The organism is Sutterella massiliensis (assembly GCF_016899755.1).
Lineage (GTDB): Bacteria > Pseudomonadota > Gammaproteobacteria > Burkholderiales > Burkholderiaceae_F > Sutterella > Sutterella massiliensis.
Genome location: NZ_JACJJC010000022.1, coordinates 15,350 through 27,944 on the forward strand (window position 1 = coordinate 15,350; position 12,595 = coordinate 27,944).

Genomic DNA, 12,595 nt, shown 5'->3' on the forward strand with positions numbered 1-12,595 from the left:
CTGCGGCGGCAAGCGCCCTGCGGCTATGATGTTTCTAATGATGGCTTCGAGGCTTTCCTTCTTCAACGCGCGCCTCGAGCAGCCCAATACCTCCTCCCACAAATCGCAATCACAAGAAAAAAGGCAAACGACATGTCAGATCAACGCGTAACCTGGACGAGCCGAATCGGGTTTGTGCTCGCAAGTGCGGGCGCTGCGGTGGGACTCGGCGCGATCTGGAAGTTCCCCTACATGGCGGGCACGAACGGCGGCTCCGTGTTTCTCTTCCCGTACGTCCTTCTCACCTTCACGGTCGGGCTCGTGCTCCTCATTGCCGAGGTGGCGCTCGGACGCGCAGGCAAAGGCAGCATCGTGACGAGCTACCGCAAGCTCGCGGGCCGGGGGTTCGTGCCGATGGGCTACGTCGGCGTTCTCACGGGCTTTTTGGTGCTCTGCTTTTATTCGGCGATCGGCGGCTGGACGATTTCCTACTTCTGCGAAGCGCTCGTCGGTCAAGGACTTATCAGCGACCAGTCGCAGCTTGGCGCCCACTTTGCCGAATTCACTGCCGATCCCGTTACGGCCCTGGGCTTTCAGTGGCTCTTTCTGCTGCTGAACGGTCTCATCGTCGCCTTTGACGTCACAAAGGGGATCGAGCGAGTGAGCAAAATCCTCATGCCGCTTCTCTTCGTGATGATGCTCGTTCTTATCATTCGCGGCCTGATGCTTCCGGGCGCCATGGCCGGGGTCGAGTACCTCTTCAAGTTCGACCCCGAAGCCTTCACGTTCTCGGCGCTCCTCCAAGCGATGGGCTTCACGTTCTTCTCGCTGTGCGTGGGCTGCGGCTGCATGATGACCTACGGCTCGTATCTGAACGAACAGACCGATCTCGTGCGCTCGTGCCTCTGGATCGCGTTCCTCGGCGTCGTCGCCTCGCTCATGGGCGGCCTCATGATCATGCCGAGCGTCTTCGCCTTCGGGCTTGACCCGACGGCGGGTCCCGGCCTCACCTTCATCACGATGCCTGCGGTCTTCGCTCAGTTGCCCTTCGGACAGATCTTCGCGGCGATCTTCTACCTCTGCCTCATCGTTGCCGCGATCACCTCGTCGGTTTCGATGATCGAAATCCTCGTCGCCTTCCTCGTGGACGAACACGATTTCGGGCGTCCAAAGGCCGCGGTCTTCTCGACCGTTGCGCTCGCCGTTGTCGGCGCACTGCCTTGCCTCTCCTTCGGGATTCTCTCGGACGTGACGTTCTTCGGCGGAAAGACCTTCTTTGACGTCTTCGACTTCTTGACGAGCAACATTTCGCTGCCGATCGGCGGCCTCGTGATCCTCTACCTCGCCGGCTTCAAGTGCTGGGACGTCATTCGCGGCAACATCGCCGGGCACACCGAACGCGACGCGGCCTTCTACACGCGGCTTCGCTTCATGATCTGCGTGCTCGCACCGATCCTCGTGGCGGCCGTACTGGTTTCGGGGCTCATGTGACGCCTCAGGCATTTCTCTGAGGCGCCTTGACCGGACGCCCCGTCGGGCCTGAGCCTTCAGGCTTCCCGTTTGGGGACGGGGCCGCTTCAGATAGAATGAACCTTGCATGCGGCCGATGCGCTACGAAAGTGCATCGGCCGCATTCAATTCGGCCGGCGCATCCGCTTCACGCCGCCCGCCGCTTCACGCCCGGGGTGCTTCTCGCACAAGCAATAAGACCCATACAACCCTCGGGCCCCGGACGGCGCGTGCGGATCCGCTTGACAACAAAACCGCGTGCAACGGCGCTTCGCTCTCGGAAGCGCTGTCGCACAACGTACCTACAAAGCGAATATTTCCATGCAAGACACGCACTCTGCGAGCGCAGGCTCGCGATCGTCCTGGTCGTCCAGACTCGGCTTCATTCTCGCGGCCGCGGGTTCCGCGGTCGGCCTCGGCGCCATTTGGAAGTTCCCGTACATGGCGGGCACGAACGGCGGCTCCGTCTTTTTCCTCCCCTATATCGTCTTTACCCTCACGATCGGCCTCGCGCTTTTGATCGGCGAAATGTGCATGGGCCGCGCCGCACGCGGCGGCGCCGCCACGGCCTTTCGCAAGCTCGGGGGCGCCAAGTGGGCCCCCGTCGGCTTCATCAGCGTGCTGACGGGCGCGGGCGTCCTCGGCTTTTATTCGGTCGTGGGCGGCTGGTGCGTGCACTACCTCTTTGAAGCGCTTCTCGGGCGCGGCATTGCCGAAGATCCCTCAACGATGCGCGCATCCTTCGAAGCGTTTGCGGGGAGCGGTCTCGAACCCGTTCTCTGCCACGCCGCATTTCTGACCGCTACGGCTGCCGTCGTGCTCCTCGGCGTGCAAAAAGGGATCGAGCGCGTGAGCAAAGTGCTCATGCCGCTTCTTTTCCTCATGATGCTCGTTCTCATCGTCCGCGGCCTGATGCTTCCCGGCGCCTTCGAGGGACTCGTCTTCCTCTTCCGCCCGGACCCCGACGCGTTTACTGGCGAAGCACTTCTGAACGCCCTGGGCTTTGCGTTCTTTTCGCTCTCCGTTGGCTCGGGCTCGATGATGAACTACGGCTCGTACCTGCCCGAGCGTGTCAACTTGGGCACCTCCACGGCCTGGATCGTGATGCTCGCGATTCTCTCTTCGATCCTCGGCGGCCTCATGATCATGCCGGCCGTCTTCGCGTTCGGACTTTCGCCCGATGCGGGCCCGGGCCTCACTTTTGCGACGATGCCCGCCGTCTTTGCGAAGCTCCCCTTGGGCGGACTCTTTGCCGTCATCTTCTACGCGTGCCTCTTTGTAGCGGCGATCACTTCCTCGATCTCGATTCTCGAAATGACGTCGCAGTACTGCGTCGACGTGCACGGCATGACGCGCCGCCGCGCGACGCTCCTCGTTTCGACCGTGCTCGGCGTTATCGGCATCGTCTGCGCGCTCTCCTTCGGGCCCCTCGCCGACCTCAAGATCATGGGCAAGACCGCCTTCGACTTCCTCGATTACGCGACCTCCAATATCGGCATGCCAATCGGCTGCCTGGGGATTGCGGGCGTCGCGGGCTGGACTGCGTGGCGCGTCACCGAAGCGCAGCTTAAGAAGAATGCCAACTGGTCGCCCGCGGCCCTGAAGGCGATGCGCTTCATCCTCGCGGTGATTTCGCCCGTCGTCATACTCGTTGTTGCCGCCAAGAGCCTCGGTCTAATTTAAGACCGCCCACGGAAAGCCTCGGGAAAACGATAATTTGTTTACTCGGGGCTTTTCCGCAGTTTACGCGTCACCAAAGTCCAATTCCCGTCGCCGTTTGGCTTCGTGCAAGGCCCATACGGCAAACTACCTGCTCTCGATCGGGTCTATTGGGTAGACTGATTTTTATGCCTTGCCGCGGGCGGCCTTTCGGACGGCCGCTCGAGCGAATGCTTGGGCCTTCGGGCTTAAAGCGAAAAACAATACTTCCCCTCGAAAAAACCAAAGGAATCCTCAATGTCTCAAGGCGGTTCGACGGGCTGGGGCTCGCGCCTCGGCTTCATCCTCGCTTCGGCCGGCTCGGCGGTCGGTCTCGGCGCCATTTGGAAGTTCCCGTACATGGCGGGCACCAACGGCGGCTCGATCTTTATGATCCCGTACATCTTTTTTACCGTCACGGTCGGGATCGCGCTTCTGATTGCCGAATTTTCGATGGGTCGCGCGGGCAAGCGCGGCGCTGTCGGCAGCCTCAACAAGGTCTGCGGCAAGCCCTGGGGCTTTTTCGGCGGGGTCGGCGTCTTTACGGTATTTCTGATTCTTTCCTTCTATTCGGTCGTGGGCGGCTGGTGCATCAAGTACACGATCGATGCCTTTACGGGCACCGGGATCATTGCCGACGCACAGGCGCTCGGCGCGCACTTCGGCAGCTTCGTCTCCAACAGTGCCGTCTCCTACGGCTACCTTCTCGTCTTCCTTCTCATGACGGCCTTCGTCGTGCTGCGCGGGGTCGAAGCCGGGATTGAAAAGCTCTCGAAGGTGCTGATGCCTTCGCTCTTCATCCTGATGCTCATTCTCATCGTGCGCGGCGTGACGCTGCCGGGCGGCTGGAAGGGCGTCGAATTCCTCTTTACGCCCCGCTGGGAAGACTTCAACGCCACGGCGCTCTTTAACGCCATGGGCTTTTGCTTCTTCTCGCTCTCGCTCGGCGCGGGCACGATGATCACTTACGGCTCCTACCTCAACCCCAAGGCGGACCTCCCGTCCTCGGTGGGCTGGGTGGCGTTCCTTGCGATTCTCTCGTCGGTCCTGGGCGGCCTCATGGTGATGCCCGCGGTCTTTGCCTTCAACCTCGACCCGACGGCCGGCCCGGGGCTCACATTCGTGACGATGCCCGCGATCTTCGCGCAGATGCCGATGGGGCAGCTCTTTGCGATCTTCTTCTACATCTGCCTCCTTGTCGCCGCGCTCACGTCCTCCGTTTCGATGCTTGAAGCCTGCACGGTACTCCTGACGCAGACCTTCTCGATCACGCGCCGCACCGCCATCATCGCGACGCTCGTCGGCTGCGCGGTGGTGGGCTTTTGCGCCAACCTCTCCTTCGGTCCCTGGAGCGAAGTGAAGTTCTTCGGCAAGAACATCTTCGACCTTCTCGACTACGTCACCTCGAACGTCGGCATGCCGCTTTCGACCTTCGGCATCGCGATCGCGGCGGCCTGGGTCGCCTGGCCGACGACCGCAAGCGAACTGCAGTCCGCGAGAAAGCTTTCACCCGCGACGCTCAATGCGCTTCGCGTGCTGATCGGCTTCCTCTCGCCGCTCTTCGTTCTCATCGTCGCGCTCGGCAGCCTCTGATCGAGCCCCGAACGCAGCGCTCGGAAGCCCAAGCGGCTTCCGCACCCCGACACCCGCCTCGTTCCGAAGAGGCGGGTGTTTTCAGTCCTTCTGATGCCGATAGATCGCCAGGGCATGTTCCGAGGAGCGAGCTTTGAAGCGCTCCCGACGCTTCCGTTCGACTTCGAAAGTGGCTCTCGTCTCAATGGTGGAACGCCTTGAATGTGAAAATGCCCGCCACTCTGATGCGGCCCAACAGCGTCCCGAGAGCGACAACGAGTGCGTATACAAGGATGATGTGCGCTACGGCGTTCGTGCCGGTAATAAGTGTCGAAGCCAGTCCATGCCAAACGAAACTTTCCGGAAGCGCCGGCGCCCGGCTGCGGAGCCGCCCGGCCAATGATGACGGAATCCGTCTCAACGGTTCGCCGTCTTCGCGCCATGCTGCCGTTTATCGCTTGAATTCATCGCAAGAACGAGTCCATTTGAAGTCTGGCCCCGCTGGCAACCGATCGGCATAATCGCCAAGATCGGCGCGCAGGATCGGCACGAGATCGAGCGCAGGATCGCCTGCAAAAGACCGCCGCGGCCGCACGCGTACAATGAAGGCACTCTTTTCCCACTCCCTCATTCTCACGGAAGAACGGATCATGACCCCAGTACATCCGAAAGCGCTTCACGTCGTCTATTTTTCGCCCACGGGCGGCACGCGCCGCGTGGCGCGCCGCCTTTTAGCCGCCGCACGCACGGCGCTCCCGGGCTTTGCGCTTTTCGAGCACGACCTGACGCTTCCGGAAGACCGTTCGGGCGTGCAGCGCTTCGGCCCCGATGCGGTCGTACTTTTTGCCGTACCGGTTTATTTCGGACGCATGCCCGCGATTCTGCGCGGCTTCCGCGGACTCGCTGCCGAAGGCGCCGTCGGCGTGCCTGTTGCGGTCTACGGCAACCGCCACTATGACGACGCGCTGCGCGAGCTCGGCGCTCTCATGACCGAAGAAGGGTTTACCGTTGCCGCAGGCGCCGCCTTCATCGCGCGCCATTCGCAGTGGCCCTCGCTCGGCGCAGGTCGCCCCGACGACGCCGACGAAGCCCTGATGGGCAAGTTCCTCGTCGACCTCGCTAAGAAGCTCAAAGCGGCGGCCGACGCGGGCGACGAAGCGATGCTCGCCGTGAAGCTGCCGGGCGAAGGCGAAATGCATCCCTACGGCGTCATCCCGACGCCGCCGCGCGTGCTTGACCCCAAGGACTGCTGCCGCTGCGGATCGTGCGCGGAAAAGTGTCCCGCGGGCATCATCGATCCGATGGACTTTACTGTGACGGAACCCGAAGAGTGCCTCGGTTGCCGCGCGTGCATCACGGCCTGTCCTAACGGCGCGCGCAACTATCCCGAGCCCTTTGCCTCGGGCATCGCCGCGCGTATGGCGCAGATTGCCGCCGCGAACACCGAACCGAAGAAGCCGGAAGTGTTCCTCTGATGGCTAAAAAGACGAGAGAAGTGCGCGTACCCGCACTGCGCCGCGCCGATGACGTCCGCCTCTCGGGGCTTGCGCCCACGGGCGCGGGTACGGTTGAGATCGAAGGGCTCGAAGTCGTGGTGCCCGGCGCGCTCCCCGGCGACCGCGCCGCGTTCGACTGGCGTCCCCCCATGCCGGGCGGTCGACGTGGTCTTGCCGAGGGTGAGGTGCGCATTCTCGAAAAGAGTCCTTTGAGAGGCGCTTCGCCCCTTGAGCGCTGCGCCAAGGCCGGTCGCTGCGGCGGCTGCCCGATGGCGTGTTTGCGCTACGACGCGGAGATCGAGCTCAAGTGGCGGCAGCTATTGAAGGACGAACTTGCCGCTGCGGGCTTTGACGCGGACGCGCTTTGCACCGAGCCCCTTCAGCAGCCCGAAGCTGCGCGGACGGGCTTTCGAAACAAAGCCGTGCTCTATCCGTGCAGAGAGAGCGCGCCAAACGGCCGGGGCCGCTTCGGATTCTTTCGCGCCGGGACCCACGAGGTGGTCCCCGCGGAAGACTGCCCGCTTGCGCCCGCCTGGATGCACGAAGCCGCACGCATAGGCGCTTCGCTCATGGACACGCCTGCGGCCGGCGAAGAGGACCTTTTCGCGCCCTACGACGAATCGAGCGGCACGGGATCGGTGCGCGCGCTCCTCATGCGCGAGGGCGCGCCTGCTGCCGGCGCGACAAGAGGCGAACGGCTCGTGACGCTCGTCCTGCGCGAGCGGCCCTCGGAAGCCGCTGTTGCACGCATTCGTTCGGCTTTCGCGGCGCTTCCCCTCGAACATTTGTCCTTCAACGTGCACCCGAACCCCGGCAATGCCGTGCTCGGCTTTGAGGAAGGCGCCACGCACGTCATTGAAGGGCGTGAAGCGATCGAAACGACGCTCGAAGGCCTCTCGTTTGAAGTGCGTCCCGAAACGTTCCTGCAGGTGAACACACCGCAGACGCCTCGACTTTACGAGCGGGCGTTCTCGCTCCTTGAACTCAGCCCCGAAGACGGCTTTCTCGACCTCTATTCGGGGATCGGCACGATCACGCTCTTGGGTGCCAAGCGCGCCCGCCGCGCGCTCGGGATAGAAATCGTCGCGCCTTCGGTCGCCTGTGCCGAAGTCAACGCACGGCGTAACGGCATTCAAAATGCACGCTTTCTCTGCGGCCCCGTCGAAAGCGTGCTCGCATCCGACGCTTTTCGCGCCGAAGCGGCCGCCTCGCGCTTCACAAAAGCGATCGTCGACCCCGCCTACAAGGGACTTGCATCCGGTGTGGCGCAGGCACTTGCCGCCATCGGGCTCGAGCGCATCGTCTACGTCGCCTGCGGACCGAAAAATTTCGTTCGCGACGCGAAATGCTTTGCTGCGCTCGGCTACCGCCTCGTTCGCGTCGAGGCCGTCGATCTCTTCCCCGGCGCACTTCACATTGAAGCCGTCGGGCTCTTCGTGAAGGAAGCGGGCGAAAGCGACACTTAACGCAGACAGCCGACGTCCCAAAGAAGCAAGCGTTCTTTTTCGGCCGAACCGACCGAAAAAGAGCGCTTTTGCTATGAACAAGAACTTCAGCAGTAAAGCCCCGCGTGCCAGGCCTCGGGATTGAGGAAGAATTCGAGCGCCTTTTCGAGACGCCGGGTCTTGTAGAAATCCGGCAGGCTCGAGAGCACTTTCTTGCCGTAGAACTTTTCCGCGACGCGCGAGTCGCAGAGCATAAAGACGCCGCGGTCCGTTTCCGAACGAATGAGGCGCCCGGCGCCCTGCTTGAGAGAAATGATCGCCTCCGGGAGCGCGTGGCTCACGAAGGGATTGCCCCCTGCGGCGCGAATGGCGTCCGATCGCGCGGCAAAGACCGGATCGTCGGGCGGACTGAAGGGAATTTTGTCGATCACGACGAGCGAGAGCGCGTCGCCGCGCACGTCAACGCCCTCCCAGAAGCTCATGGAGCCGACAAGTACGGCATTGCCCAAGCGCCGAAACTCCTCAATGAGCGCCGCTTTGGGCATCTCGCCCTGCACGAGGAGCGGATAGGGGTTGCCGTTGGCGTCGAGCTTCTCGCGCAGGCGCTCGGCGGCCGCCGAAACAGCCGCGAGCGACGTACAGAGAAAGAAGGTCTTTCCGCCCGCCGCGTTTAAGAGCGGCCAAGCGGCATCGACCATGCGAGAAGCATGCTCGGTCGGGTTGTTGACGGGGGGCGGCATCGCCGGCAGGTAGAAGCACCCTTGCTCCCAATAGTTGAAGGGGCTGCTCCACGTGTGGGCTTCGGCGTCCGTCATACCGATTTCGTTTTCAAAGTGCCGGAAGTCACCCGCCGCCGAGAGCGTTGCCGACGTGAAGACCCAGGCGCCGCCCTGCTTCTCGCGCATATCGCGAAACTGCATCGCAAAGGAGAGCGGCGTCGTATTGAAGCGCACGCTCGTGCCCGCCATCGAGAGCCAGCGCACCATGCCGTTCGGGTCCGCGGGCGGCTCAGCCTCCGCCTTCTCGGCTTGCGCGTAGGCGGCGACCACGGGGAGCCACGCTTCGAACTCCTGAAAGACTTCGTCGGCGTAAGCGCGCAGCAAATCGAGTTCGTCGTTGCGGCCGTCGTTGGCGATGAGTGTCTGCATGAGCTTTCTAAGGCCTGCCTGCGCGTCGAGCATGACGGTTTCAAGCGAACCGAAATGCTCAATCGTCTTCACCGCACGCCGATCGCCCTCTTTTAGGCCGAGCGCAACGACTTCAAGGCGCAGATCGTAGACGGGCTTCAAGACCGCCTGATAGACCGCTTCCCAGTCCGCACCGTCGGGAATGTAGCCGCGCCCGAGGCTGCGGGCCTTCTCGGCAATCTCGAGGAGCTGGAAAGTCGAAAAGCTCGTGCCGAAAAAGTCCGAGGCGATCACGGGCAACTGATGCGCTTCATCGATCACGGTGAGCGCCGCCTTCGGCAGCAGTCCGTCGATCTTGCCCTTGGCCTCTTCGCGAACCGCGATCGAACTCAAAAAGAGATGGTGGTTGACGACAACCACTTGGGAGGCGAGCGCCTTTTCGCGCGCGGCGCGCACGAAGCAGTCCTTGTAGTAGGGACACTTTTCGCTGCCGAGACACGTCTCGCGCGTACTCGTCACCATGGGCCAGAGCGGGTCGTCCTCGGGCACGAAGGGCAGCTCCGAGCGGTCGCCCGTTGCGGAAACCGCCGCAAAGCGCTCGATCTCGCGAAAGCGCTTGTAGGAATCCTTTTCCGGAAACCAGCCTTCTTCGCGCACGCGCTCCAGGCGCCAATGACAGACGTAGTTGGCGCGGCCCTTGAGCACCGCCACGGGCACGTTGATTCCGAGGGCGCGCGAGAGCTGCGGAATGTCCTTTTGAAAGAGCTGATCCTGGAGGGATTTCCCCGCCGTCGAAATGATGACGGTCGCCCCCGAGAGAATCGCGGGCGTCAGATACGCAAACGTCTTCCCGGTGCCGGTCCCGGCTTCGGCGATGAGGCTCTCCTTCTTTTCGAGCGCGCGCGCGACTGCGGCTGCAAACTCGACCTGTCCCTCGCGGCGGCAGAAATGCGCGCTTGCCGCCGCAAGCGGCCCCTGCGGCGCAAAGACCTCGCGAACGCGCGCTTCGAGCGAGCGCTTCTCATCAAAAAGCTGCGGCCACTTCGGCGATTTTCGCTGCATGGTCGCACTCATCAGAAGAACTTCGCCAAGCCGGAGTCCTTGTTCTTTTGGCTCTCTTCGTAGCGCTTCTGCGCTTCGACGCGTTCCTCGAGACTCTTTTCGAGCTTCTTTTGATGGGCTTCGCGCTCTTCTCGACGCTTTTGCGCACGTGCTTCCGCCTCCTCAAGGCGGCGGGCGGCCTCGGCCTGCTTGGCCTCGTAGTACGCTTCGTTGGCGCGCTCGAGCTCGGCGCGGCGCGCTTCGGGCGAAGCTGCGGCGTCGACGTCTTTCTCGGCCTTGTCTTCGGCCTTCGGCGCAAAGGCCGGAGCCGAAGGCGTCTTCACCGACTTCGGCTCGAGCCCCGTGGGTTCGCTTGCGGGCTTCACGCGCTTGGGTTCAATCCCCGTAGGCACAGAGGGCTCGCGAACTTCCTTGGGCTTAAGACCCGAGGGTGCAGAGGGTTCGCGCACTTCCTTCGGCGTCCAATCGATGGGCGCAGAAGCTTCGCGCGGCTCACGCGGCTTCCAGTCGACGGGTTCGGAGGGCGCCTTCACCGACTTCGGCGCCACATCGAGCGGCGCCTTCTTTTCCTTTACGGTTTTTGGCGCGATGCGCATCGGTTCGGGTCGCTCCTTCTTCACTTCCTTCGGACGAATGTCTAACGGCGCTTTTTTCGGCGCGCTCTCAGCCTTGGCGCGGCGCTCTTCGATCGAGCGCGTACGGATGCTGCGCTTCAATTCCTCGGCCGTCACGATCACGCTGCGAATCTCGCGCTGACGTTCGTTCGAGAGCTTTTTCGCGTCACCGATGCAGCTATTGACGAGAAAGCGCAGCATGCAGGCGTCTTTCACGTCCTCGAAGGCGGCATCCACGTCGTCAAGCGCGTCGTTGCCGCGGCGAATCGCCTCGTCGGCATCCTTTGCAGTACGAATGCGACCGGGCTTGCCCCATTCTTCGTAAAAGCGCGTGTCTTCGAGCACGCGCTGCGCGGCTTCGGCACGCGCTTCAATGGCGGCTTTTTCTTCAGCCGTTCGCGCTGCAGCGCTCCCCGCAGCGGCAAAAAGGGTACAGCAAAGAAGACCGACGGCGCATCGGCGCCAAGCGTTCGAGGCAGTTGTCATGAATGGCTGTGTTTGACGGGCGGCCCAAGCGAGCACTTTCGCGCCGTCGCCGCCCGAAGGTTCAAATGCGATTTGAAGGAGATTAGAGCACAGTCGTCACCGCTTCGCGCGGGAAGCGGCTCTTCGGGCGCGCAGCGTTCGCGTCGTCGGCCGCACGATATCCGAGCGCAACGGCGACAACGGATTTGCGATTCGCTCGGGCGATGCCGAATATCTCGTCGATCTTCTCAAAGTAGAGTCCGCCCAAGGTCGTCGTGTCGACACCCATGCCTTCGGCCGCCATCAAGAGGCAGCCGAGCGCGATATGCGCTTGTTCGCTCGCCCAGCGCTCGCCTGCATCCGGACCGCCGCAGTAGGCGCGCACGGCCGTTCGGCGCAGCTTGTCGAGGCCTTCGACGGGCGCGCCCGCTCCGTAGCGGCCGTCGGCGAACTCCTGCGCGAGCAGCTTTTCGAGGTATGCGTCGCTCGAAATGCCGCGCTCGACGGCAAAGACAATAACGGCAGCTGCCTCGCGAACGCGCTCGATATTGAAGTCCTTGACTGCCGGCATCAGTGCGGCGCGCGCCGCCTCGCTCTTGATCACGTAAAAGTGCCAAGGCTGAATATTGACCGACGAGGGCGCAAGACGCAGCACTTCGAGGAGCGCCTCAAGTTTCTCGTCCTCAAGGGGCTTCTCGGCATCGTAGTGCTTTGTCGTGTAGCGCGCCCGAGCAATATCGAGCATCGTTCGCATGGCGCTTGTCCTATTCAAAAAGAAAAAATCAGTCGATGACGCTCGTCACTTCTTCGGGCGTGAGCCGCGACTTCGGACGCGCGGCGTTCGAGTCGTCGGGCTTGCCGCGGCCTAGCGAGAGCGCAACAACGGACTTCAGCCCCTTCTCGTGTAGACCGAGAATCTCGTCGAGCTTCTCAAAGTCCGCCCCCTCGAGACACGTCGAGTGAATGCCCATGCCGGCAGCCGCGTACATCGCAAAGCCGAGCGCAATGTAGGTCTGCTGGGTTTCCCAAGCGATCGCATGCTCGAGCGTGTCGGAATGCAGCCCCACGAAGTGGCGGCGCCCGGCGTCAAGATTCGGTTGATTTTCGATACCGGCAAACCGCCCGTCGGCGAGCTCCTTCTCGTGAACGCGGCGAAGATGCGTTTCGTCAAGGCCCGTCTTCACGGCAAAGACAATGACGTCGCTCGCGAGCGTCACGCGCGCCTGATTGAAGTCGGCGAAGGCGGGCGCAATCTTGGCGCGCGCCGCGTCGCTCGACGCGACAAAGAAATGCCATGGCTGCGAATTCACCGATGAGGGCGAAAGGCGCAGGATCTCCAAAATGGCGTCGAGATCTTCACGGGGAATCTTTTCACCCGTGTAGTGCTTCGTCGTAAAACGCGACTTGGCAATGTCGAGCATGCACTGTTCCTTCATTGTTTTGCCCTCCGAGGTGGAACATTTCAATTGAGCGGCGCGAGAAAAACGCCCGAAGCACACCGTTCCCCGAAACCGGTTAAATCTACCGGTTCCATTTCCATTCTTTAGGGCGGTTCAACCCCGGAATGGAGGGCATTTATTCGCACTCTTGGCAAGAGCCTGGCGCCGTACGGTTGTTTCCATTCCACG

At 62.5% G+C, this 12,595-nt stretch carries 10 protein-coding genes; 5 read left to right on the plus strand and 5 right to left on the minus strand.

The genetic code is table 11. The annotated features are described in order from the left end of the window. Positions 1-132: 132 nt before the first annotated feature. From H6A60_RS10195 to H6A60_RS10205, 3 genes are all read left to right on the plus strand, one after another. Positions 133-1,470 (plus strand): sodium-dependent transporter, encoded by a 1,338-nt coding sequence (locus H6A60_RS10195; protein ID WP_205104229.1) that lies wholly within the window; start codon positions 133-135, stop codon positions 1,468-1,470. A 339-nt stretch (positions 1,471-1,809) separates the two neighbouring features. Further along, positions 1,810-3,171, plus strand: a complete 1,362-nt coding sequence (locus H6A60_RS10200) for a sodium-dependent transporter (protein WP_205104231.1) — start codon at positions 1,810-1,812, stop codon at positions 3,169-3,171. Positions 3,172-3,444: 273 nt separating this feature from the next. Then, the gene (locus H6A60_RS10205) at positions 3,445-4,779 is read left to right on the plus strand and encodes a sodium-dependent transporter (RefSeq protein WP_205104233.1); all 1,335 of its coding nucleotides are present in this window, start codon (positions 3,445-3,447) and stop codon (positions 4,777-4,779) included. 430 nt (positions 4,780-5,209) lie between these two features. Here H6A60_RS10205 and H6A60_RS10210 read toward each other — a convergent pair whose 3' ends face one another. Next, entirely contained in the window at positions 5,210-5,410 is a 201-nt protein-coding gene (locus H6A60_RS10210) for a hypothetical protein (RefSeq protein WP_205104235.1), read from the minus strand. Between H6A60_RS10210 and H6A60_RS10215 the strand changes: the two genes are divergently transcribed. Next, positions 5,409-6,233, plus strand: a complete 825-nt coding sequence (locus H6A60_RS10215; protein WP_205104237.1) for a 4Fe-4S binding protein — start codon at positions 5,409-5,411, stop codon at positions 6,231-6,233. The two genes, H6A60_RS10210 and H6A60_RS10215, sit on opposite strands and share 2 nt — an antisense overlap. Then, entirely contained in the window at positions 6,233-7,720 is a 1,488-nt protein-coding gene (gene rlmD, locus H6A60_RS10220; RefSeq protein ID WP_205104239.1) for a 23S rRNA (uracil(1939)-C(5))-methyltransferase RlmD, read from the plus strand. Before H6A60_RS10215 ends, rlmD begins: the two co-directional genes overlap by 1 nt. 86 nt (positions 7,721-7,806) lie before the next feature. Here the strand turns inward: rlmD and yoaA are convergent, their stop codons facing one another. From yoaA to H6A60_RS10240, 4 genes are all read right to left on the minus strand, one after another. Beyond that, positions 7,807-9,888 carry a DNA repair helicase YoaA gene (yoaA, locus tag H6A60_RS10225; protein WP_205104241.1) on the minus strand — a complete coding sequence of 694 codons (2,082 nt, stop codon included), beginning with the start codon at positions 9,886-9,888 and terminating at the stop codon, positions 7,807-7,809. 11 nt (positions 9,889-9,899) lie between these two features. Continuing rightward, positions 9,900-10,988 carry a hypothetical protein gene (locus tag H6A60_RS10230; RefSeq protein WP_205104243.1) on the minus strand — a complete coding sequence of 363 codons (1,089 nt, stop codon included), beginning with the start codon at positions 10,986-10,988 and terminating at the stop codon, positions 9,900-9,902. A gap of 82 nt (positions 10,989-11,070) precedes the next feature. Continuing rightward, positions 11,071-11,721 (minus strand): nitroreductase family protein, encoded by a 651-nt coding sequence (locus H6A60_RS10235; protein WP_205104245.1) that lies wholly within the window; start codon positions 11,719-11,721, stop codon positions 11,071-11,073. Between the two features lie 28 nt (positions 11,722-11,749). Beyond that, positions 11,750-12,403, minus strand: coding sequence for a nitroreductase family protein (locus H6A60_RS10240; protein WP_205104247.1), 654 nt, complete (start codon positions 12,401-12,403; stop codon positions 11,750-11,752). Between the last annotated feature and the right edge of the window lie 192 nt (positions 12,404-12,595).

Coding starts and splice junctions, on each gene's coding strand:
- H6A60_RS10195 (WP_205104229.1), top strand. CDS start 133: ATGTCAGATCAACGCGTAACCTGGACGAGCCGAATCGGGTTTGTGCTC.
- H6A60_RS10200 (WP_205104231.1), top strand. CDS start 1,810: ATGCAAGACACGCACTCTGCGAGCGCAGGCTCGCGATCGTCCTGGTCG.
- H6A60_RS10205 (WP_205104233.1), top strand. CDS start 3,445: ATGTCTCAAGGCGGTTCGACGGGCTGGGGCTCGCGCCTCGGCTTCATC.
- H6A60_RS10215 (WP_205104237.1), top strand. CDS start 5,409: ATGACCCCAGTACATCCGAAAGCGCTTCACGTCGTCTATTTTTCGCCC.
- H6A60_RS10210 (WP_205104235.1), bottom strand. CDS start 5,410: ATGATCCGTTCTTCCGTGAGAATGAGGGAGTGGGAAAAGAGTGCCTTC.
- rlmD (WP_205104239.1), top strand. CDS start 6,233: ATGGCTAAAAAGACGAGAGAAGTGCGCGTACCCGCACTGCGCCGCGCC.
- yoaA (WP_205104241.1), bottom strand. CDS start 9,888: ATGCAGCGAAAATCGCCGAAGTGGCCGCAGCTTTTTGATGAGAAGCGC.
- H6A60_RS10230 (WP_205104243.1), bottom strand. CDS start 10,988: ATGACAACTGCCTCGAACGCTTGGCGCCGATGCGCCGTCGGTCTTCTT.
- H6A60_RS10235 (WP_205104245.1), bottom strand. CDS start 11,721: ATGCGAACGATGCTCGATATTGCTCGGGCGCGCTACACGACAAAGCAC.
- H6A60_RS10240 (WP_205104247.1), bottom strand. CDS start 12,403: ATGAAGGAACAGTGCATGCTCGACATTGCCAAGTCGCGTTTTACGACG.